This window comes from Halorutilus salinus (assembly GCF_026242195.1).
Classification (GTDB): domain Archaea; phylum Halobacteriota; class Halobacteria; order Halobacteriales; family Halorutilaceae; genus Halorutilus; species Halorutilus salinus.
Map to the genome: position 1 here is coordinate 174,057 of NZ_RKLV01000001.1, position 22,070 is coordinate 196,126.

The window sequence follows — 22,070 nt, forward strand, 5'->3', positions numbered from 1 at the left end:
GTTTCCCGCGAAGTATAAAGCTTGCCGCGCCGTCCCTACCGTCCGCGTTAAGTATTTACGCGGTGACGTTAAAGAAACGCCCGGATGGATACAAAGAAAGCGGTAGCCGGTGTCGCTCTCGTGGCTCTCGTCGGTGCCGCGGTCGCCTTCTTCCTCTTCTTCGGCGAACCGACGGCTACGGATATAGGCGAGGGGATGGAGGAGAGCTACGCCGACGTAGAGGACTACGAGGGTACCATGACGGTTACGGTCGTACAGACAACGGAGCGCGAACAGGTCGTAAACGGTACGGCGGTACGGAGGCAGGCGGAGGCTCTCGCCGCCCGGAACTCGTCGTTGACAGTTGAGGAGGCGGAACAACGTATACGTGACAGTCTGCCTGAATCAGGCGAGGTAGAGACGTTCAACCATACGACGGTCGCGGACGTCTCGTTCGCCAAGCCCGACAGGTACAGGTACGACTACGTCGAACAGCCCCCTGACCCGCGTGTAGGCGCGGTCACAACGAACGGTACGGCCGCAACCGTCTACCGGCGTGGCTACGAACCCGAACAGCGTCCCCTCGGACAGGGCGACGAGATCCTCGTCGGCGTCCGTCTGGGTGACTACGTACCGACAGTAACCGACGACTACGATATAGCCCTGAACGAGACGGCGTCCACCGACGAGGCGTACGTTCTCGACCTGACGCCCGTCACGGGGTTCGAGGGGGCTCTCGACCGTCTCCACGTCGACCGCGGGACGAACCTGCCCGTACGCGCCGAACGTACGGTTGAGGAGACGGGTTCGACCACACGCACCGTCGTGGAGTACGGCTACGAGTACGGCGTGGGCGTCGACGCCTCCGTCTTCGACATCGACCCCGAACAGGTAGAGTACCCTGAGGTCGAGAACCGTACCGAGGACGTAAACATGTCGCGCGTACAGCGTATGAGGCAGAACATCTCGGAGACGGCTCGCGAACGGGGTCTCTGGGAGGTCGAGAACGTCACACGCGAGGAGTCCGACTTCGAGACGGTCGAGGAGGGCGAGGACTGGCTCGGCAGGGAACTCCCTTCGCTCGAAGCCGACTTTGAGGGCTTCGGTGTCTTCGATGTCCGCGGAACGACCGTCGACAACAACTCCAGCCTGACCGTCGCCTACCGCAACGCCTCCAACGTCTTCTTCGTCTACTACACCGCGGAGCGCGAGTCGCGTTTCGCCTCCTGGCCTGCTGAGGACGAGAACGAGATCTTTGAGCAGGAGGAGGTGGGGGTCGGTGACCGTACGGGCGAGCTACATTACTACGAGATAGAGAGCGGCTTCGGTAGGAGCGTCGTTAGCTACGACTGCGACGGTCTACTCGTAGAGGTCTACACCGACAGCCTGTCGAACGACGCCCTCGTCTCCGCCGCGGACGCACTCGGATGTAGCTAACCCGCTCCGTCCGTCCTGTTCCAGATACGCCATTCGCCGTCCCCTGTCCTTAGCTCCCACTCGGTCTCCTCGGTGTACTCACCCTCATCGGGGCTACGCGGACGGACACGGACGACTGCGCGCACCGTCGCACGTCCGTCGGTTCGGTTCAGCACCTCAGTCTCCTCCACCTCGACGGTGTCGACACCGAGTCGGGCGTCCTCCGGAACCTCGTCAAGGGGGGCTTCTTCATGGAGGAGCGAGTTCATCTCGCCGATGTCGCCCCTACCGCGCGCCTCGGTGAAGCTCGTTATGACAGCTTCAGGTCCTTCGTCGTCTTCGTCGCCCCCGTTCCCGAGTCCGATACATCCCGTCGCCGTAACCCCGGCGGCGGTCGCTAACAGCTCTCTGCGTCTCATCGTCATACCCTCCGGTCGCTCTCGTCTTATGAGTTTCCCCGTGTCACCCGCCGGATCGACCGAAATCTATAAGTACCTGTATTCTGACCATACTGTACGGTAACAATGAGAAAAACAACGGTATTCATGGCGGTTCTCGTCGCCGTCGGTATGGTCGCCGCTGTGGCGAACCCTGCGGCGGCGTGGGGTTCGACGGTACACGAAGGTACGGCGCAGGAAGCGGCTGATGCAGGCGGAGCACCGAGCTTCTACCAAGACGACCTCGTCGACAAGTCGATGTGGGGTGACGAGGTAGGCACGGGATGCTGTGAAGGCGACACGTTCGGCGTCGACAAGGAGTACAACCCGTGGTATCAGGGCGCGGCTGAGTTCACGCTTGACACGGCGGGCGTCGACCTACCCGTCAACGCCGACCACTGGCTCGCGGTGAACGCGTACCAGATGCAGTTCGGTGACTCGTGGGACGTTGCACAGTACGAGCCGATAGGTACGGGTCATTACAACGCCGCCGAGTTCACACAGAACGGGCGCGACGCCGGCTACAGCTCCACGGCGTACGACCGCGTCGGTAAGGCACAGCACTACCTGCAAGACCTGACGGTTCCGTACCACACAGCCGCGATAGACAACCTTGGCTATGGCACCTACGACGGCGAGGGCGACTTTAACCATCTCCATTACGAGGCATGGGCTGGTGACGTCTACGGACAGTACGACTTCGCCGAACACACCGAGGACGGCGTGAAGTCCGCGTGGGACGTTGAGGTCACGAGCAAGGACGACTTCGAAGAACTCGTAGCCGACGCCGCCGCGGAGGCGAACAACCTCGCTAGCAACGTCGACGGTACGGGCGAGTGGGAGGACAACGTCTGGGCTACGCAGGAGATAATGCATATACAGGGCAAGTACACCGCCATCCTGTACGACTACGGTACGGACGACACCTACTACGAGCTTGAGTACAACGGCAACGTCGACACCACGTCCGACGACGGCGGCGGCTGGTGGAGCTTCTAAGACGGAACCGTAGCCTTCTTTCTTTACTCACACAACCGACCAAGAGATTTAAGTCTGTACGAACCAAAGGACGTGTAGTTCTATGTTACAGAACAGTGTGGTGCGACGTGTCACAGCCGCGGTTCCTGTCTCCTTTGCGGCTGTGGGGACGGCGCTGGCGCAGAACGCGACGGAGACACCGGATATCTGCGATACGACGCTCGTAACCGCGATGGACAATCTGATTACGCTTCTCGCGGTCATAGGTCCCGTCGTGGGCGCTCTCGTCGCCATGGCTTCGATGCTCGTCCTTGCGACCACCCAGAACCCGCGTAAGAAGAAGAAATGGATAAAGACGCGTAACGACGCCATAAAGTACGGTATCGGCATACTGTTCGTCGGAGCCATAATGCAGTTGCTTGTCACCGTCGTGGTGCCGGGGGATATAAGCACGTGTATCGATACGGTTGGAATATAGAACGGTCGGTAGCCGTCTCTCTTCTACTCCTTCTACTCGTCCTCTCGTCCGCACCCGCCGTCGGCTTCGAGCTTCCACAGCCCGACCACGGTGTCGAGGATGACTTCGACAAGCTCTGGTCGGCGCACGACTACGAACCGCCGTCCGACGACGGCTCCGCTCTCGACTACCTGACGCGCTCCTCCGACTACTTCTACGCCCAACCACCCGAAGCGCCGTCGCGCTGGAACGCGGGCGAGGTCGGAAGCTTCGACGGCGGCGGTTCGGGCGCGTCGGTCTATCCGCCCGATGCCAACCTTTCGGACGGGGACGAGGGTATCATCCACGACGCCTACGTCTCCGTCTTCGCTGTCTCGCCGAGCGCCGTTGTACATTACTCGTCCGACCGCGAGGTGAGGTACGTCGGAACGTCGGGTGAGGTACATGCGTTCGTCGACTACCGTCTCGAAGGCGCGGACAGTAACTCCGTCGAGGTCGAGGTCGTAGAGACGGGGGATACGTCTTCGGGCACCGGGGGTGTGACCGTCGACTACGACAACCTCAACGGCGATACTCTGACGGTACGCGCCACCGTCGAGGCGACGCGTGACATTCCCGGCGGCGAACTCAACGAAACCGTCGTCGTCGAGGACAGGATCGACGTACAGCCGTACAACGTCTCATCGCCACCGACGATCGCGCTCAGGACGACGTACCCCGACGGCGACACGGCGGCTTTCGTCGTACGCGGCACGCCGTGGTCGTCGGTACGTCTTCCGAACTCGACCGTTCACTCGAACTGGCGTTTCTTCAGCGCACGCGACACCGACTGGGACGAACCGCTTACTGTCGATCGCGGCGCGTCGACGGGCGAGGGTCAGACCTACCATCCGCTCCGTGTCCACGCGTATCCGTCGAGCGGCGGCTACTACGTCGAGGGCGACGCCGAGGTGCGTGACACGCTCGGAGAGACGTTCGAACCGCCGACGTTACCCGAAGGCGTCACCGTCGACGTCGTGAACTCGACGTACGAGACGGTACGCGCCCTCGATCTGCGTTACAACGGTTCGGGAGGTATCGAGGTTACGGGTATACTGGGTGACGAAGCACGCGCCCGGACGCCGCCCGTCGCACAGGAGATAGAGGCGACCAACCTTACGCTCTCCGTCGCAGAGAGGAACGAGAACGGCGTCGACGTACGCGTGTCGCTCCGCGGTGACGACGGCGAACCCATAGACACGGAGGTTGCGGGCGGTCACGTACGTCTCGAAGGACGCACGAACGTCTCGACCGAACTCGACGGTACGGCAACGGTGAACGTCACGCCGACCCCTTCGGGTGGTGTCTTCGGGCGGTACGTACCCAACGACTGGCACGACTCGCTCGACCGACGGCGTGGTATGACACCGTACGAGGGCGACACCGACACCCTCGTCGTGCGTAGCGACTTCGAACTCCTCGAGGAGCTCGGTATGCTCGCGCAGTTAGGCGTCTTCGTACTACCTTTCATCGTACTAACCTTCATGCTCGACAGGGCGTTCGGTCTGGGCGTCTGGCCCCCGTGGCGTCGTCTCTGACGCCCCACCGGCGACGGAGTTAACTACGTGTAACTTCTGTACGAGGTACGCACAATGGCGAACGAAGAGACAGCCTTCGTCGAAGGTATAAGAAACGCGGCACGCGAGGTGCTCGCGGGCGGCGCGGATGCTCTACACGGTTCGGTGCAGGGGATGTTCGAACTCGCCGTCATCGTCACTGTTCGGACACCGTTCCCCGAACCACGCGACGGCTTCTTCTTCGGACAGCCCACGAACGAGCCTTGGAACTCCATCTACAGCTACTACACCGATGCCGTTCTGCCCGTCACGGTTCTCATACTCGGTCTTGCGATAGCGATGATACTGTTCACGGGTATCTTCGGCAGTTTCCTGACGGGCTACGAACGTTCGCGCGCAAAACGCCGTCTCTTCGTCGCTTTCCTCTTCGTGCTCGCGTGGTGGGGCATAGGAGCCTTCGTTCTACGTTTCGTCGATTCTCTCGCAACCCTCATCGCGCCCGAACCCGCGGCTGTCGCCGATACCTTCCGCGGCGTGATGACCGTTGACGGGCACGGAACCGTCACGACGGCGGCGCTTTCTCTCCTTGAGGCGTTCGTCGTCATCTTCCTCGTCGCGTGGTTCTTCGTACGGTGGATAGGTATCTACGCGCTTATGCTCGCCACTCCTATAGGCGTCGCCTTCTGGATAGTCGATGTCGGACCGTTCGCGTACCTCTCGGCGCTCATAGAGGAGCTAATAGCCAAGTTCATACCTCTCGCGTTTATCACCATCCCTGCCGCGGTTGTCTTCCGCGTCGGAGAACTCCTCTTCGCTAACTTCGATCCGACGGCTGAGTTCGGTTCGGGCGTAGGATCCTTCCTGCTTGCACTCGGCTTCCCTCTTATGATACTCATAGTCTCCTACTACGTCTTCTTCAACCTTCCCAGCTTCAGGAACCTGATGAGCGCACCGGCGGCTACGTCACCGACGGCGGACAGACAGACGGTTGAGAAGGGGCGCGGTGAAGAAGCCGGCTCGACGACCGTCGGGGGACGTGAGAGCCTGTACAAGGGTCGTGACGCCGAGGGCGCGGACTCGGGGCGTGACAGAGAACGGCGCGACACGGATACAACGACAGCCTCCGCCGGACGTAGACGCCCCACGAGAACGTACGAAACAGAGGACGGGGATACCGCCGGCGTACCGCGTGAGATGTCACGGTCGCGCAGAAAGGTCTCGAACCTGAGGAGGTGGGCGTAATGTCGTCGAGCGACCCGACGCGTCGCGTGCCCAAGAAGCTCGGCGAAAGCGACGAGTTCTGGCGCGGCTATACGCTCGACGACCTACTCGTCGGCGGTATGCCGTTCATCCTCGCAGTCCTTCTCACGGCTTACGTCCTCCCCCCGAACCTGCGTTACGTCGGCTACGTACTCGCCGTCATCGGTCTCATCGTAGGCGCTGTCGCCGTCTACGTTACACCCGACTACCTGACTGCGAGCGAATGGGTCTCGACGTACTTCCACCATCTCCGCCGTCCGACCGAGTCCGAACACGTCCGTTACGACTTCGGTTCGGCGCGTGAACAGCGCGACTTCCCTGAGTCACGTTTCTACGAACTCGATGAACGGACACAGGAGCTAACCGACGTAGAGCGCGTCCATGTGGATCGCGACGCTGTCGAGCGTTTCGACAACGCCTTCGTCGGTGCCGTACGTGTCGAACCCGCGAACATGGCGTTAGCGACCGACAGACGGTGGCGCGACAACGTCGCCGCTTTCGCCGACTTCTTCAACAACTCCGTCGAGTGGGCTGTCCAGCTATACTCGACGACGACCGAGTTCCCTGTCGACGACTACCTGCGGAGACGCGAACGCAGGCTCGACGACGACGACGTAGCCGGAAACCCCGTCTTCCGGCATCTCATAGAGGAGTGGCTCGACTGGTACCCGCGCGAACTCGAAGCCCGCGGTACCAACATACGTGAGCACTACGTCGTCGTCCCCGTGAGACGTGACGAGGTACGGAGCGCGGACGGCGGAGGCGGTGTCCTTGACTCGCTCGCCGACCTACCGCTCGTTGGCGGCGTCTTCGGTGCTCTCTCGTCGGGCGACGGTATGACCGAGGACGAGATACGGGCGCGTGCCCTCAACGAACTCGACGAGCGCCTCCGTATGGTCGAGAACGAGGGTATACAGAACCTCGACGGATGCCGCGCCCACCGCGTCGACTCCGACGAACTCGTCCGTCTCCTCGCCGAGTTCTGGGAGGGCGAGTCCGCTGACCACGTCGAGGAGGGTGCCGTCCGCGAAAACCCCGTCGTCGCGGGCGAGTACGACGCCGAACGCGAACGTGAGGAAGACGGTGACGCAGACGAGGATGACGGAGTAACCGACGAACCGACCGAGGACACATCATTGTTCGCGTCGTTCTTCGGCGGTGACGGTGGCGCTGAGGAGGAGGACAAGGAGGATGTCGCCGAGGGCGACGTTACCGACGACGTGGCGGAGACGCACAAGGCGCTTATCGCTCCCTCGGAGGCGGTGTTCGAACGTAACGCCGCGAAGCTCGGACAGAGGTGGACGAAGACGATATGGGCTGAGGGCTACCCCGACCAGCCGACGAACGGCTTCCTCGAACGTCTGTTCACGGAGCCGGGTGTCGACACCGACGTATCTATACACGTCGAACCCCGCGATACGCGACGTGCCCAGGAGGAGCTAAAGGATCGCGTCGGTACGCTGGAGGCGGAGTACGAACGCAAACGCGAGCGCCGTGATGTCGACGCGCGCGGCGTACAGAAGGATCTTGAGGACGCCGAGGAGATGTACGACGTCGTACGTAACACCCCCACGGAGGTCTTCGACGTATCGACGTACATCACCGTACGCGAGGAGACGCGCGACGCTCTCGAATCCGCGGCGAGCGACGTTCGCGCGGGTCTGCGCCGTGCACCCGCGAACATACGTCCTGTCACGGCGTCGCGGCGTCAGGATCTCGCCGTACGGTCGACCAGCCCGATCGCGTACGACCATCTCAACAAGAAGGCGGCGATGATGGGCGGAGCCGTCGGCGCGACGTTCCCGTTCTCGTCGTCGACCCTCGTCGAACCCGAAGGCGTCGAGTACGGCGTCCACGCCTTCAACGGCTCTCCCGTCATCGTCGACCGTTTCGGGCGCGAGACGGGGTACAACGCCCTCGTCATCGGCAACATCGGCTCCGGAAAGTCGTTCTCCACAAAGCTAAACCTGACACGTACGCTCGCGCAGGACGAGGACACGATCGTCGTCATGCTCGATCCGCTCAAGGGCTTCGTCGGCGTCAACGAGGCGCTCGGCGGCGAACGTGTCGTCGTCGGCGGAAACGTCGGTCTCAATCCTCTCGAAATACGTGAGACGCCCGACGAGGTACTCGAAAAGACGGGCGGTGAACTCGATCCGTTCGGCGCGAAGCTAAAGGACGTCATGTCGTTCTTCGGGTCGTACTTCGAGTCACGCGGCGACCCCCTCGGCGACCGTCGCGGGACGCTCGAAAGCGCCGTCAAGGAGACGTACAACGACGCAGGTATACGCCGCGACCCCGCTACGCATGGTAACGAAAGCCCTCTCGTCACCGACGTTATCGACGTTCTCCGTGAGATGGCTGAGAACCCCGACGGCTACACGATGTCGGAGTCGGACGAGGAGCGCAGAAAGATAGAGACGAACGCCTCCGAACTCCTCATCGGCATGGAACCCTTCACCGAGGGCGGCGAGTTCGAGAACCTGTCGACAGAGACGGAGATAGATATCACCGGCTCGAAGGTCGTCTACCTCGACCTACAGCAACAGGAGACGCGCGGCGGCACGGGGCTGATGATGCAGTTGCTGTTCAACGCCGTCTACGAGCGCGCAAAGGAGGAGACAGACAAACGCGTTATCTTCGCTATCGACGAGGCGCGTTACATCATGAAGGACTCCGCCAACCTCTCCTTCCTCGAACAGGCGGTGCGCCACTCACGCCACTACGACCTGTCGATACAGTTTATAACGCAGACGATCGACGAGTTCTTCGCACAGGACGAGTCGGAGGCTATCGCCGACAACTGCTCGCTCAAGCTTCTCCACCGTATTGAGGGGATGGACGACGAACTCGCCGATGAACTTGACCTGACCCCGCGCCAGAAGGAGTACGTCGCCACGGCGATGGCGGGCGACGAGGAGGCGGGTTACAGCGAGGGTCTCCTCGGCGTCGCCGACGAAGGATGGTTCCCTATACACGTCCGCGCCAACGACTTCGAGAGACGTGTCGTTGACCATGATCCTGACGACGACCCGCCTCTCTCGGAGGAAGTTAAATAAGAGGGGAGGGGCATTAGATGGCATGGGAGAGATAGACAGGAAAGAGGTGGCTACTGTAGCGCTTCTGGCTCTCGGTATACTTCTGTTCGCAAACCCCGCGTACACGCAGGGACAAGCCGGTTCGGCGGCGCAGGTGCAGGTTCAGCAGGAGATACAGCCCGATAACGTAACCCCGGCGACGGTTGGCGGCGTAAACCCCGACCTAAGCTTTAGGCTCTTTGTCGTAGGTTACGGTTCGTTGAACCAGCAGGAACGTACCATGTTCGACACGGCGCGTGAGGGTATATTCGTCGTGCGAGGTGAGCAAGACCTCGAAGGAATACGTGACTTCCTTTTACGTGACCTCCAGCAACAGGTGCCGCAGGTTCCTATACTGTACGAGGGCGAGGTCTACGAGAGAACCGTCCGAGAGGAGAGAGGGGCTATAAACTTCGAGTACTCGACCGCCGAGGGCGGGTACATAGTAAGCACGCGTTTCATGCCTGAGGATCAGTCGGCGACGTTCCGTAACGCGACCGAGACCGGCGAGACAAATGTCTCCGGCATCACGGGTCTTTCGGCATACGGCTACGTCTACGACAACGACACTCGAACCTACTACGAAACGTCGACCGAGGAGCGCGGTAACGTAACCGTACTTTCGGTGGAAGAAACCGACGTACGGTCTCTCATAGCACCCGGCTTCGCCAGCACCGACGAGATGGACGAGGACGTACGCAAGGCGGTCACTGCGGGTATCGAAGGCGAAAGACCCGTGGTCACGGGCGAAGCCCTGTCACAGGTTCAGCAGAACTCGCTCGTCGAGCACGACGGTAGCTACTACCAGCTTCAGCTTGGGGAGGCTTCGCCGCCTATCACCGAGGCGTTCGGTCCCCTCAACTTCGCGGGTATGGGTGTCGGTGTTCTTCTGCTCGCCGGCGGAGCGTACATGGCGCGCCGCGTCTACATAGAGAAGACGTGACGTACGCGTGCCCCTACTGCGGAACGGCGCTCGGTAACCACGGTGAAGACAACGGCGATGCGCTCGTCTGTCCTTCGTGCGACCGTGTCTACACCGACCGCGGCGGATTCTACGACTTCCTCGGCGACGACGCACCCCAGAACAGAGGGGTCGTCTCGCTCTTTGACGCCGTCTCACGTATCTACGAAACGCCCCTCTGGTACCCTCTGGGTATGCGTCTCGCAACGGGCGGGCGCTCCTCCGCGGGCGAACTCGTCGAACGCGTCGCGAACCGTGTCGCGGACGAGGACGCAGACACCGTCGTCGACATCGCAACCGGAACGGGTCTGTTCGCGCGCCGTCTCGCACGCGATGCGACGGTGTACGGCGTCGACGCGTCCGCCGAGATGCTGAGGCGCTGTGTACGTAACGCTCGCCGTGAAGGCGTCCGTCTCGAACTCGCACGCGCCGACGCGGGCGCTCTACCGTACGCCGACGACACCTTCGACGTCGCGGCATGTACGGGAGCACTGCATCTACTTCCTGATCCTTCGGAGGCGCTCAACGAGGCTGGACGCGTCGTGCGCCCCGACGGTGCTCTCGTTGTAACCACCGTCGTGGACGAGGGGTTCTTTGGCTCCCGCACCGCACGACGCACAGCCCGGCTCTACGGTATGCGCGTCTTTTCGGAAGAGGAGGTCGACGCCCTCCTCGGCTCCGCGGGGTTCGAAAGGATCGAAACCGAACGCGAGTCGTCGCTCGTTACCCTTGTCGCGCGTCGTCGGTAGCGAGTCCGGCGAGGAAAGCCTCTATCTGTATACGTTCGTCGCCGCCCGTAGAGATACGGTAGTCCGTCTCACCGATACGATCCATGAGACGTACCTGTGTAGAGTCGTCGGCGTCTATCTCGGTCGCGGCGCGGTGCATCTGATCGATGAGGTCGCCGCCCGAAATCCCCTTGACATCGAGAAGGTCGTCCAGAATCTCGCGCGCCTCGCCAAAGTCGCCCGCGACTGCGTTTTCAAGCAGAGCTTCGATCTCCTCTTCGCGCGCGGTCGATGTGGTTTCGTAGACGGTATCCTCATCCACCGTTTCGCCGAGCGCTGACGCGGCTTGTAGCGCGTTGACCGCGCGCCGAACATCGCCGTCAGCGACGTACGCGAGCGCATCGTAGCCGCCCTCGGTCACCTCAACACCCTCTTCGTCGGCTATCAGACGCAGACGTTCGGTCACGGCGTCGTCGTCGACAGGGCTGAAACGGAAGACAGTACAACGTGACTGTATAGGATCGATGAGGTTCGATGAGTAGTTGCACGACAGGATGAAACGGCATGTATTGGTGTACATCTCCATCGTACGGCGTAGCGCAGGCTGTGCATCTCTTGTGAGCGCGTCGCTCTCATCGAGGAAGATAAGCTTGTAGTCGGCGTCGCCGACGGGCGAGGTACGCGCGAAGTTCTTTATCTTGTCGCGCACGACGTCGATACCGCGTTCGTCGCTCGCGTTGAGTTCGGTGAAGTTGTCGCTCCACGAATCTCCGTACAGTTCGTGCGACAGCGCGTGTGCGCACGTCGTCTTACCCACGCCCGCCGGACCCGCGAACAGCATGTTCGGCACGTTCCGTGTACGGACGTACGACCGTAGGCGCTCGGTTATAGACTCCTGTCCTACGACCTCTTCGAGCGTTTCAGGACGGTACTTCTCGACCCAGATTTCCTCCATACCTAAACCTCCTTGGACAGAAAGTAATGCGCGTACGGGTTAACTCTGTCTGTCGGGCGGCGCTGTCGATTCGAGCATCTCAACGAGGTACTCGACGGTCACGTCGTCGACATCTACGTCGAGAGACCGGAGCCAGTCCTCGGTGTACTCCTGACCGCTCTCGGTGAGGCAGTAACCCGTCTCGTCCTCTATACGTACCTTGGTGACGAAGCCTTGGTTGAGGAGGCTTTCGAGTATCTCGTCGAGTGACCCGTCGTCGATCTCCAAGTCCTCTTCGAGAGAGCTTCGTTTCACACAGACGAGCTTGTCTGACACTACGAAAACCGAAATACCCGCAGGGCTTAACGTTTGCGGAATATTTCGGTCTGTCGTACCCCTCGTTAGACGTTCGTTCAAAGAGAAAGCTTACCACGGACGCCCTACAACCACGACCAAGATGGATATAGAAGACGAGATAACGGGGAGGTACGATCCCCATGACCTCGAACCGGACGTGAAGGGGTACTGGGACGAGGCGGACGCGTACGAGACAGCGAAGGAGGCACACGCCGACGACCCGAACCTCTACTTCCTCGACGGTCCGCCGTACACGAGCGGTCAGATGCATCTCGGCACGGCGTGGAACAAGACGCTCAAGGACGCCGTCATCCGTTATCTGAGAATGCGCGGTCACGACGTGACCGACCAGCCGGGGTACGACATGCACGGTCTGCCTATCGAGGTCAAGGTTGAGGAGAAGCTCGGCTTTGAGAACAAGAGCGACATAGAGGAGTACGGTGTCGAGAACTTCATAGACGAATGCAAGGAGTTCGCCAACGACAACCTCGACGCGATGAACGACGACTTCCGGTCGATGGGCGTCTGGATGGACTGGGACGACCCGTACAAGACGGTCTCGAAGGAGTACATGGAAGGCGCTTGGTGGGCGTTCAAACGCGCTTTCGACCGTGGTCTCGTCGAGCGGGGAAAACGCGTTATAAATCAGTGCCCGCGTTGCGAAACCGCCATCGCCGACGCAGAGATCGAGTACGACGAGATTGATTCTCCGTCTATATACGTCAAGTTCCCTCTCGAAGACGAAGACGGTTCGCTCGTCATATGGACGACGACTCCTTGGACGATACCCGCGAACCTGTACGTCGCCGTCGACGAGGACGCCGAGTACGCGAAGGTGCGTGCGACGAAGGACGGCGACGAGGAGTTCCTGTACGTAGCTTCCGAATGCGTTGAGGACGTTCTGCGCGCCGGAAGGTACGACGACTACGACGTACGCGAAACCTTCGACGGTAGCGCCCTCGTCGGTAGGGGGTACGAACACCCGCTCGTCGACCGCGTGCCGCGCCAGAAGGAACTCGACAACGAGGAAGGCGTCCACGAAGTTTACGCCGCGGATTTCGTCGAAACCGACCGCACAGGTCTCGTACACTCCGCGCCGGGACACGGTGTCGACGACTTTGAGGTCGGTCAGGAGAACGACCTACCCGTCTTCTCACCCGTCGGCGAGGACGGCGTCTACACCGACGAGGCGGGCGATTACGCAGGTAAGTTCGTCCGTGACGCGAACGAAGGCGTTACCGACGATCTCACCGACGGAGGCTACATGCTCGCCGAAGGAACGCACGAGCACCGTTACGGACACTGCTGGCGTTGTGACACGCCTATCGTCTTCGTCGCCACCGACCAGTGGTTCATTACGGTTACCGACGTGAAAGACCGTTTGCTCGAAGAGATAGACAAGAGCGAGTGGCACCCACAGTGGGCGCGCGACTCGCGTTTCCGCGACTGGGTCGAGAACGCACGCGACTGGAACGTCTCGCGCCAACGTTACTGGGGTATACCTGTCCCGATCTGGATATGCGACGAAGGACACCGTACGTGCATAGGAACGCGTGACGAACTGCAGGAGCGCGCAGTCGGTGACGTGAACGTCGAGGAGCTCGACCTCCACCGTCCCGACGTTGACGAGGTACACGTCGAATGCGCCGACTGCGGCGAACCCGCCGAACGCGTCGTCGATGTCTTCGACGTATGGCTCGACTCCGCCACTGCGTCGTGGGCTTCGCTCGGCTACCCGTCCGACGAGGAGGCTTTCGACGAACTTTGGCCTGCCGACCTAATCATAGAGGCGCACGACCAGACGCGCGGATGGTTCTGGACGCAGTTGGGCATGGGTGTGACGGCACTCGACGAGATACCGTACAAGGAGGTCGTTATGCACGGACATGCGCTCGACGAGGATGGACGCAAGATGTCGAAGTCGGTCGGCAACATCGTGACGCCGCAGGAGGCTATCGACCGCCACGGCGTCGACCCTCTGCGGTGTTTCCTTCTGTCGCACGACCAACACGGCGACGACATGCGTTTCTCGTGGGACGAGATAGAGGCGAAGAAACGTACACTCAACGTCGTCTGGAACACCTACCGCTTCCCTCTACCGTACATGCGTCTCGACGGTTTCGACCCCGACGAGACGACCCTCGAAGACGTAGAGACGACAACCGCCGACGACTGGGTGCTTTCGCGTCTCCAGACCGTCGAGTCGGAGTATGCCGGGTACATGGAGGAGTACGAGATCGACAAGGCGCAGAAGGCTCTTCTCGACTTCCTGACCGAGGACGTTTCGCGTTTCTACGTTCAGGTCGTCCGTCCGCGTATGTGGGAAGCCGAAGACTCACCGACCAAGAACGCGGCTTACGCGACGCTTTACGCCGTCCTCGAACAGTCGGTACGTATGCTCGCTCCTTTCGCGCCCCATCTCGCCGAACGTATGTACGAAAACCTTGGCGACGTGACGACCGTCCACGCTCTCGACTTTCCCGAAGCCGACGACGCGCTCCGTGACGAGACGCTCGAAAAACGCATGGACGTACTCCGCGAAGCCGAGGAGGCGGCGGCGAACGCACGCCAGCAGGCGGAGCGTAAGCTACGTTGGCCCGTGCGGCGTATCGTCGTCTCGACGGACGAGGATGACGTACGTGACGCTCTCGGTGCTCTCGAACCCCTGTTCCTCGACCGCGTCAACTCGAAGTCGCTTGAGGTCGTCGAGGAGTACGACGAACTCGTGGAGGTCGCCGAACCGCAGATGGGCGCGATAGGACCCGAATTCGGCGAGGACGCAGAGAAGGTTATGAAAGCCGTACGCGACGAACCGCGCGAGAAGGTCGAGGACGGCGTCGAAATCGACGGCGAAACGGTGACGCTCGATGAGGATATGGTCGAGTACACCGACAAGACGCCTGAGGACGTAGAGGCGGTAGGGTTCGACGGCGGAACGGTCTACGTTGACGTGTCGCTTGACGACGAGATACGCGCCGAGGGCTACGCACGCGAACTCGTGCGGCGCGTACAGGAGATGCGTAAGGAGCTTGACCTCGATGTCGAGGAACGTATACGCGTCTCCTTCGACGCAGAGGACGACGAGATACTCGAACTCGCCGAACGCCGAACCGACTACATACTCGAAGAGACGCGCGCCGACGGGATAGCCGATGAAGTCGACGCCGACCTGACGGAGGACTGGGACGTGGAGGGCATACGCGTCACCGTCGGTGTAGAGGTTCTCACCGTCTGACGTCTGTCACCTGATACAAGAAAAGACTAATAACCGAACGAGCGCTACGGTGTAGTATAAGCTTTACAGATATGGTATCGGTCACGCCCGGACGTACCGTCTTGGTCGTAGTCCTTGCTATCTCCCTGTTCCTACTCGTACCGACACCGTCGGCTCAAGTTACCGACGAACGTCCGCACGCCACTGTCTATACCGTCGACGTAGACGGGGACGGAAATGCGACGTGGAACATACAGCTCCGTTACCGTCTCATAGGTGAGAACGAGATAAGCTCGTTTGAGACAGTACAGGAGGAGTTTGAGAAAGGCAATCTGACCGTCTTCGACGGTATCGAGGAGGAGATGCGACCGTTCGCAAACGAAGCCTCCAACCTAACGGGTCGCCCTATGTCCCTTTCGGGGTTCGAGAGGGATATCCGTGTGCGCGATACGTTAACGCTGACCGAAGGGTTAGTCTCCGTTTCGTTCAACTGGTCTAACTTCGCAGGCACAAACGGCTCCGTCGTCCGTGTCGGCGACGTATTCGCGGGGGGCGGTCTCGCGCTCGCGGACGACGAACGTCTCGTCGTCGAATCCACCGGCGCACCCCCTGTCTCGTCTGTATCCCCCGAACCCGATACGCGCGACGACGGTCGTTTCGTCTGGGACGGAGAGATATTCTTTGGCGAGGGACAGCCCAGTGTGGTCTTCGGCGACCCTCCTGAGACCGACGCCGACACAAACGGCACCGACGTAAACCGAACCGACGACGATAACGTCTCCCGAACCGACGGTTCGCCCACAGCCGCAACCGTGATCGCGGGTATCTTAGTCCTACTGTCGGGGTTCGCAGGCGGCTTCTACCTGAGCCGTTCGGGCTTCTTCGGCGGTGAGACCCGTAAAGAAACCGCCACCTCCGAAGACGGTGACGAAGAGGAGACCGTCGACGACGAACTGCTCACCGACGAGGATCGCGTCGTCCGTATTCTGCGTCAGAACGGTGGGAAGATGAGGCAAGCCGAGATCGTCGAACGGACGGAGTGGTCGAAGAGCAAGGTCAGTATGCTCCTGAGCGACATGGAGGAGGACGGTACCGTCTCCAAGCTCAGGCTCGGACGCGAGAACGTGATCGAACTGGAGGATTCCGAAGGGAACGGATGAGGTACGGTGACTGGGAGCCTTTCTACGAAGCGATCCTTGAGGGGTTCGGCTACACGCGCGAGGACGACAGACGCGCCGCGCGTGTTCTGAACAGCCGTCTGGACGCGTTCGACGACCACCGTCTCGACGCCTTACTGGACGGTGAGACGGTGGTGGTCGTCGGAAACGCGCCGTCGCTCGAACCCCGACACGTCACCGAGGGGGTAGTCGTAGCCGCAGACGCCGCCGCCCTGCGTCTCTATGAAGCCGGCGTTGACGTGGATATAATCGTTACCGACCTCGACGGAGCGCCGCGTCACGCGGTCGAGAGATCGCACGACGGAACGGTCGTCGCTGTACACGCACACGGCGACAACGTGGACGCGCTTCGCCGGTACGTCCCGCGTTTCGAGTCCCGAAACGTCGTCGGAACCACACAGACACGTCCTTTCGGCGTCCTCCATAACTTCGGCGGCTTCACCGACGGCGACCGATCCGCTTTCCTCGCGGACGGTTTCGGCGCATCGCGTATCGAGCTTCATGGGTTCGACTTCGGGGACGCTACGGGCGAAAAAAGGAAGAAGCTGAGATGGGCGTGGCGTCTACTTCGCGTCCTCGCCTACCAACGCCATGAATGGCTCGTTTAGTTACGCCACCGCGTCTATCTTCTCTTCGAGTTCTCCGTCCTCGTGCATCTCAACGACGATGTCGCTTCCGCCCAAGAACTCGCCGTCTACGAAGACCTGCGGAACCGTGGGCCAGTCCGTCACGTCCTCAAGAACCTCACGTACGCGCTCGTCACGTAGGACGTCGACGGTCTCGAACTCGTCCTCGTACAGCGAAACAGCCTTGACGGCGCGCGCCGAGTAGCCGCACTGAGGCATCTCCTCGTTACCTTTCATAAAGATGACGATGTCGTTCTCGTCCACGGCTTCCTCGATACTGTCACGCATCTCCTCCTCGCTCTCTGCGTTGTAGATTTCGCGTTCTGTATCTGTAACTTGCATATGCACCGGTAGGTACGACCGTCGGACGTAAAACGTTCACCCTTCTGCTTCGTCGTGCGTCCGCGCCCGTATCTCGACGGCGTGTATCTCACCTCCCATCGCCTCACCGAGGGCGTCGTACACCGCACGGTGTCTGTCGACGCGTGACATGCCTTCGAAGCCGTCCGAGACGACAACGACGCCGAAATGCGCGCCGTCCGAGCGCTCGTCCTCGTGATCTTCCTCGACTACCTCGACGTCTGCGTCCGGCATCTCGCTCTCTATACGTTCACTGACCTCTTGAGACTCCATGCAACCCGGTTCGTCTTCAAGTAACAAAACACCTCGTAAACTACGCGGAAGCTACTTACCTGACCGGTAAGAACAAACATGGCATGACTGACGAGGATACAGATATCCTCATCGTTGGCGGAGGGGTTGCCGGACTTGCGCTTGCGGGGTTTCTCGAACGCGACGGCTACCGACCGACGGTCGTCGAACGATCCGGGGAGGGCGACGGTTCGGGATGGGCTATCGGTCTCCGCCCCAACGGCGTTTCTGTTCTCGATAAACTGGGGTTCTGGACGAGGCTCTGGCGAGGGGTAGTATGTCCGAAGAAGTCGGGATAAGAACCTCGGACGGAGCATCGACAACCGTCCCTACCCGAGAGGGTATGCTCGCGCTACACAGGTCAGATCCGATCGAGGTTCTCCGAGGAGCTTTGTCGAGGTCAGAAGTACGGAGGGAAACATCTCCCCAAAACTTCGAGACCGACCGGGGTTCGGTTGAGGTAGGCTTCGGTCAGGGAACCGAACCGTACGATATCGTCGTGGGAGCCGACGGCATAGGCTCGTGGGTCGGATCGGAGATGTTAGATACCGAGGTGGTGCGCAGGAGTACCGTCACATGGTCGTTCAGGGTCCCCTCGTCGGCGGAACCCGTTCTACCACCGAACCTTGTTAGCCTCTTCGCACCCGGAACCGGTGCGATAGCCGACGAGGTAAACGGTCGCGCACTCGTGAACCTTTCAACCAAGCTACCCCCCGCTGAGACTCCCCAGCCACCAGCCCTCGACCTACTCCGCGATGTCGCCGACGATATCGGCTGGCCCATCCCCGACTACGTCGGCACCCTCGATGACACCTCGGAGGTATACTTCCGGAGAGACTACGAGGTCACCGCACCGTCGTGGCACAGCCAAAACGCCGTGCTCGTAGGCGACGCCGCGCACGCCGTGCACCCTATCGTCGCCGCGGGTGCCACGCTCGCACTTGAAGACGGTTACGTCCTCGCCGACGAACTCGTCTCCGAGAGCGACCCAAGCTACGCCTTCGCGTCGTTTGAGAAACGCCGGAGGGCGCGCGTCAAAACCGTCAGGAAAGCCGCCCACGTTGCCGAACGGTAGCCTTCTCGGAGTCCTCTTTATTGACGGTGCCCCGGAACACGCTCGCGCGGATCTTACCGGTTCCGGGATTCGGTGTCGCTCTACGCGGTATCAGTCTCGCAAAGCCCTCACTCGACGAGGTTTAGACGTAAGGATTTTACGCCGTCCACCTCTTTCTACTCCGATGGAACCCGACCGCGAAAAGCTCAGAGAAGCCGGGCGTATACACGCCGAGGTCTCCGAGACGGCGCGCGATATGGTCGAGGAAGGTGCGCCGCTTCTCGAACTCGCCGAGGTAGTCGAGGAGGAGATACGAGACGAAGGCGGCGCTCCCGCCTTCCCCGTCAACATCTCGCGCGACGAGGAGGCGGCGCACGCAACCCCGTCACGCGGCGACGAAGAGACGTTCGGCGAGGAGATGGTCAACGTCGATATCGGTGTACACGTCGACGGCTGGATAGCGGACGCCGCGTTTACTGTCGATCTTAGCGGCAGGGACGAAATCGTCGAGGCGTCGCGCGATGCGCTCGAATCGGCGCTCGACCGTGTCGAAGCCGGTGTATCGACCGCCGAACTCGGTAATGCGATAGAGGAAACGATAGACGGCTACGGCTACAACCCCGTCTACAACCTCACGGGACACGGACTCGGCGAGTACCAACAGCATACGTCGCCGAGCGTACCCAACCGGGGCGTCGACCAAGGCGTGACGCTCGAACAGGGCGACGTGATCGCTATCGAGCCTTTCGCAACCGACGGCGGCGGGAAGGTCAAGGAGGGCGGAGACGAGGAGATATACTCGCTTCAGGACACCGACGCGCGTGTTCGTTCACGCCGCGCACGCGAACTCGTTGAGACGATATCCGACGAGTACCGTACGTTACCGTTTGCGAAACGGTGGATCGACGACGACCGTCTCGATATGTCGCTCCGCCGTCTCAAGTCGACCGACGTTGTCGAAGGCTACCCCGTCCTAAAGGAGGACGAAGGCTACTTTGTTTCGCAGGCTGAACACACCGTTATGGTGGAGGAAGACGGATGCGAGATAACGACCGAATAAGTAAACTGTTATGTTCATGGGACGCTTAGGGAGCAAGATAGGATGGAAAGGTTAGACGTAGTCGAGGTGATACTCACCGCCGAGACGTACAACGACAGCCCCGAACTCGACGAGGACGACCTACCGCCGCGTTTCCGCAAGGCGGCGTGGAACGGCGAACGGAGTATAGACCGTCCTCTGACGGTGACCGAAGGCTTCGTCGAAGAGGTATACGGCGAGGAAGGCGCATGGGAGTCTATACAGGATCTACCGTTCACCGACCGTGACTCGGTGGACGGTACGTTACGTTTCACAGTCTCAGAACTCGCGCGTGACTGGTACGCCGACACTGTGGACGAGGAACGCCTCGCGCGTAACCCGGCTCTCGCGTACGAGTTCGGCGACGAGTTCGGCGTTGACTACGACGAGGTCGTGGCGGAGAACCAGCCCAAGGAGGCGGACGCCGAATGGGTTCACAGCCTCGTCGATGAGGTGCTCGGCGAGGGCGAGGAGGCGGAGGAGATGCTCGAACTCGTCGAGATATTCGCCCCCGGTGAGATAGAGCAGGGTCTCGACGATATCGTTCTGACAGACGAACAGGAGAAGGAGGTGCAGAAGGTGATGAAGGCGATAGAGCACCGTGACTACCTCCGCGAGGTGGGTCTGAGCGAGATAGGCAAGCTTCTCTTTGTGGGTCCTCCGGGAACCGGAAAGACGAGCACTGCGAAGGCGCTTAGCGGGAGGCTCGAACTGCCTTTCATAGAGGTCAAGCTCTCTATGATCACGTCGCAGTACCTCGGTGAGACCTCGAAGAACGTCGACAAGGTCTTTGAACTCGCAAAGATGCTTTCGCCGTGCATACTGTTCATAGACGAGTTCGACTCGATCGCAAAGACGCGCGACTCCGACGAACACGCCGCGCTGAAACGTACCGTCAACACGCTCCTTAAGAGCATAGACGATATATCGCTCGTCCGCGACTCGGTTCTGCTGATAGGCGCGACGAACCACCCCAAGATGCTCGACTACGCCGCATGGCGGCGTTTCGACGAGATAGTCGAGTTCCCCGCGCCCAACGAGGAGATGCGCGCGCAGATCCTGCGTATAATCACGCGCGATGTGGATATAGAGGGGTTCGATGCACACGAACTCGCAGAGGAGACAGAGGGTCTAACGGGGAGCGACCTACGTCTCGTTCTGCGCGAGGCTGTTCTCGACGCTCTCACCAACGACCGCACGGAGCTAACACACCAAGACCTCGTCCGCGCCGTCGGCAACTTCGAGAAACGTAAGAACCTCAAGGAACTCGACATGATGGAAGGCTCGTCACCTATCAACGGCGAGGAAGGGCACGACCACGACCACCCCACGGAGGCGCACGAGGGCTGATGCGCCTAACCCTCCTCGGTACCGGTGACTCGGCTGGGGTGCCACATATCGGCTGTGACTGCGAGACGTGCCGACGGTACCATGAGGAAGGTAGGCACCGGACACGTTTCTCCGTACTCGTTGAGAACAACGGCGAGAACATACTCATCGACGCGTCGCCCGACCTGCGTTTCCAGTTCCTGCGTGAGGGCATCGAAGACGTGGACGCAGTCGTTATCACGCACGCACACTACGACCATTACGCAGGACTCGGAAGCCTGTACCGCGTGGTCTGGGACGCTCTACCTATCTACGGCGCACCCAACGTACTCGACGCCGTTCTCAACGAGTACGCTTACCTACCGTTTCCGAGGCGTTTCGAAGCAGAACCGTTCGAGCCTTTCGGTGTCGCGGGTCTGGAGTTCACGCTCGTCCCCGTACACCATCCGCCAATGGAGACGTACGGCGTCGTGATACGTGACGAATCTACCGACACCAAGGTCGTCCTAAGCGGCGACACGTCGCGTTTCTTCGACGACGACTCGTTCGAAGCGATGCGGAACCCTGACCTGCTCGTCGCCGACGCGTTCGTACCCTCAGACACGACCCACAACCGTTTCGTCGCCGACCGTATCTCCGACGACGGTCTGGAGTTCGCAGACAAGCATATGACGTACGAGGGTGCGCTCGATCTCGCCGACGCACTCGACGCCGACGATCTCGCGCTCGTCCACGCGTCGCACTACTTCGACGACGACTACGACGAACTCGCAGACGACGGCGACACGTACGTCTTCTAA

General features: G+C 60.8%; 21 protein-coding genes. 16 read left to right on the forward strand and 5 right to left on the reverse strand.

The annotated features are described in order from the left end of the window. Positions 1-84 precede the first annotated feature (84 nt). On the forward strand, positions 85-1,416 hold the full coding sequence (locus EGH25_RS00960; RefSeq protein WP_266085473.1) for a LolA family protein: 1,332 nt from the start codon (positions 85-87) through the stop codon (positions 1,414-1,416). Here the strand turns inward: EGH25_RS00960 and EGH25_RS00965 are convergent. Next, positions 1,413-1,814 carry a hypothetical protein gene (locus EGH25_RS00965; RefSeq protein WP_266085474.1) on the reverse strand — a complete coding sequence of 134 codons (402 nt, stop codon included), beginning with the start codon at positions 1,812-1,814 and terminating at the stop codon, positions 1,413-1,415. The two genes, EGH25_RS00960 and EGH25_RS00965, sit on opposite strands and share 4 nt — an antisense overlap. A 105-nt stretch (positions 1,815-1,919) precedes the next feature. On the opposite strand from EGH25_RS00965, the gene EGH25_RS00970 reads away from it, so the two are divergent. The 7 genes from EGH25_RS00970 (at position 1,920) to EGH25_RS01000 (ending at position 10,870) form a co-directional block, all read left to right on the forward strand. Then, complete coding sequence (locus tag EGH25_RS00970; RefSeq protein ID WP_266085475.1) at positions 1,920-2,831, forward strand: phospholipase C/P1 nuclease family protein; 912 nt, start codon at positions 1,920-1,922, stop codon at positions 2,829-2,831. Between the two features lie 82 nt (positions 2,832-2,913). Then, the gene (locus tag EGH25_RS00975; RefSeq protein WP_266085476.1) at positions 2,914-3,288 is read left to right on the forward strand and encodes a hypothetical protein; all 375 of its coding nucleotides are present in this window, start codon (positions 2,914-2,916) and stop codon (positions 3,286-3,288) included. After that, entirely contained in the window at positions 3,264-4,844 is a 1,581-nt protein-coding gene (locus tag EGH25_RS00980) for a DUF8186 domain-containing protein (RefSeq protein ID WP_266085477.1), read from the forward strand. Before EGH25_RS00975 ends, EGH25_RS00980 begins: the two co-directional genes overlap by 25 nt. A 54-nt stretch (positions 4,845-4,898) precedes the next feature. Then, on the forward strand, positions 4,899-6,065 hold the full coding sequence (locus tag EGH25_RS00985; protein WP_266085478.1) for a TrbL/VirB6 family protein: 1,167 nt from the start codon (positions 4,899-4,901) through the stop codon (positions 6,063-6,065). Next, a complete protein-coding gene (locus EGH25_RS00990; RefSeq protein WP_266085480.1) occupies positions 6,065-9,142 on the forward strand; it encodes a VirB4 family type IV secretion system protein in 3,078 nt (1,025 codons plus the stop codon). The genes EGH25_RS00985 and EGH25_RS00990 overlap by 1 nt, the downstream gene beginning before the upstream one ends. A 22-nt stretch (positions 9,143-9,164) precedes the next feature. Further along, positions 9,165-10,103 (forward strand): hypothetical protein, encoded by a 939-nt coding sequence (locus tag EGH25_RS00995; RefSeq protein ID WP_266085482.1) that lies wholly within the window; start codon positions 9,165-9,167, stop codon positions 10,101-10,103. Next, a complete protein-coding gene (locus EGH25_RS01000) occupies positions 10,100-10,870 on the forward strand; it encodes a class I SAM-dependent methyltransferase (RefSeq protein WP_266085483.1) in 771 nt (256 codons plus the stop codon). Before EGH25_RS00995 ends, EGH25_RS01000 begins: the two co-directional genes overlap by 4 nt. On the opposite strand, the gene EGH25_RS01005 is transcribed toward EGH25_RS01000, so the two are convergent. After that, the gene (locus EGH25_RS01005; protein WP_266085484.1) at positions 10,845-11,804 is read right to left on the reverse strand and encodes a replication factor C small subunit; all 960 of its coding nucleotides are present in this window, start codon (positions 11,802-11,804) and stop codon (positions 10,845-10,847) included. The two genes, EGH25_RS01000 and EGH25_RS01005, sit on opposite strands and share 26 nt — an antisense overlap. Positions 11,805-11,843: 39 nt before the next feature. Beyond that, the gene (locus tag EGH25_RS01010; protein WP_266085486.1) at positions 11,844-12,119 is read right to left on the reverse strand and encodes a hypothetical protein; all 276 of its coding nucleotides are present in this window, start codon (positions 12,117-12,119) and stop codon (positions 11,844-11,846) included. A 121-nt stretch (positions 12,120-12,240) separates the two neighbouring features. Between EGH25_RS01010 and ileS the strand changes: the two genes are divergently transcribed. The 3 genes from ileS to EGH25_RS01025 all read left to right on the forward strand — a co-directional run bounded on the left by ileS (position 12,241) and on the right by EGH25_RS01025 (position 17,140). Further along, positions 12,241-15,375: an isoleucine--tRNA ligase gene (gene ileS / locus EGH25_RS01015; protein WP_266085487.1), complete on the forward strand. Its 3,135-nt coding sequence runs from the start codon at positions 12,241-12,243 to the stop codon at positions 15,373-15,375. A 71-nt stretch (positions 15,376-15,446) separates the two neighbouring features. Continuing rightward, positions 15,447-16,514, forward strand: coding sequence for a DUF7343 domain-containing protein (locus tag EGH25_RS01020; protein ID WP_266085488.1), 1,068 nt, complete (start codon positions 15,447-15,449; stop codon positions 16,512-16,514). Further along, a complete protein-coding gene (locus EGH25_RS01025; RefSeq protein WP_266085490.1) occupies positions 16,511-17,140 on the forward strand; it encodes a 6-hydroxymethylpterin diphosphokinase MptE-like protein in 630 nt (209 codons plus the stop codon). Before EGH25_RS01020 ends, EGH25_RS01025 begins: the two co-directional genes overlap by 4 nt. Here the strand turns inward: EGH25_RS01025 and grxD are convergent, their stop codons facing one another. Together grxD and EGH25_RS01035 are read right to left on the reverse strand one after the other, a co-directional pair. Next, positions 17,141-17,500: a Grx4 family monothiol glutaredoxin gene (gene grxD / locus EGH25_RS01030; RefSeq protein ID WP_266085492.1), complete on the reverse strand. Its 360-nt coding sequence runs from the start codon at positions 17,498-17,500 to the stop codon at positions 17,141-17,143. 36 nt (positions 17,501-17,536) lie between these two features. Further along, entirely contained in the window at positions 17,537-17,791 is a 255-nt protein-coding gene (locus EGH25_RS01035; RefSeq protein ID WP_266085494.1) for a BolA/IbaG family iron-sulfur metabolism protein, read from the reverse strand. A gap of 83 nt (positions 17,792-17,874) precedes the next feature. Here EGH25_RS01035 and EGH25_RS01040 point away from each other — a divergent pair, with 83 nt between their 5' ends. From EGH25_RS01040 to EGH25_RS01060, 5 genes are all read left to right on the forward strand, one after another. Next, positions 17,875-18,108 carry an FAD-dependent oxidoreductase gene (locus tag EGH25_RS01040; RefSeq protein WP_266085496.1) on the forward strand — a complete coding sequence of 78 codons (234 nt, stop codon included), beginning with the start codon at positions 17,875-17,877 and terminating at the stop codon, positions 18,106-18,108. A gap of 92 nt (positions 18,109-18,200) precedes the next feature. Continuing rightward, complete coding sequence (locus EGH25_RS01045; protein ID WP_266085497.1) at positions 18,201-18,884, forward strand: FAD-dependent monooxygenase; 684 nt, start codon at positions 18,201-18,203, stop codon at positions 18,882-18,884. Positions 18,885-19,047: 163 nt separating this feature from the next. After that, on the forward strand, positions 19,048-19,923 hold the full coding sequence (gene map / locus EGH25_RS01050) for a type II methionyl aminopeptidase (RefSeq protein WP_266085499.1): 876 nt from the start codon (positions 19,048-19,050) through the stop codon (positions 19,921-19,923). A 42-nt stretch (positions 19,924-19,965) separates the two neighbouring features. Next, positions 19,966-21,291, forward strand: coding sequence for an ATP-binding protein (locus EGH25_RS01055; protein ID WP_266085501.1), 1,326 nt, complete (start codon positions 19,966-19,968; stop codon positions 21,289-21,291). Continuing rightward, positions 21,291-22,070, forward strand: coding sequence for an MBL fold metallo-hydrolase (locus EGH25_RS01060; RefSeq protein WP_266085503.1), 780 nt, complete (start codon positions 21,291-21,293; stop codon positions 22,068-22,070). The genes EGH25_RS01055 and EGH25_RS01060 overlap by 1 nt, the downstream gene beginning before the upstream one ends.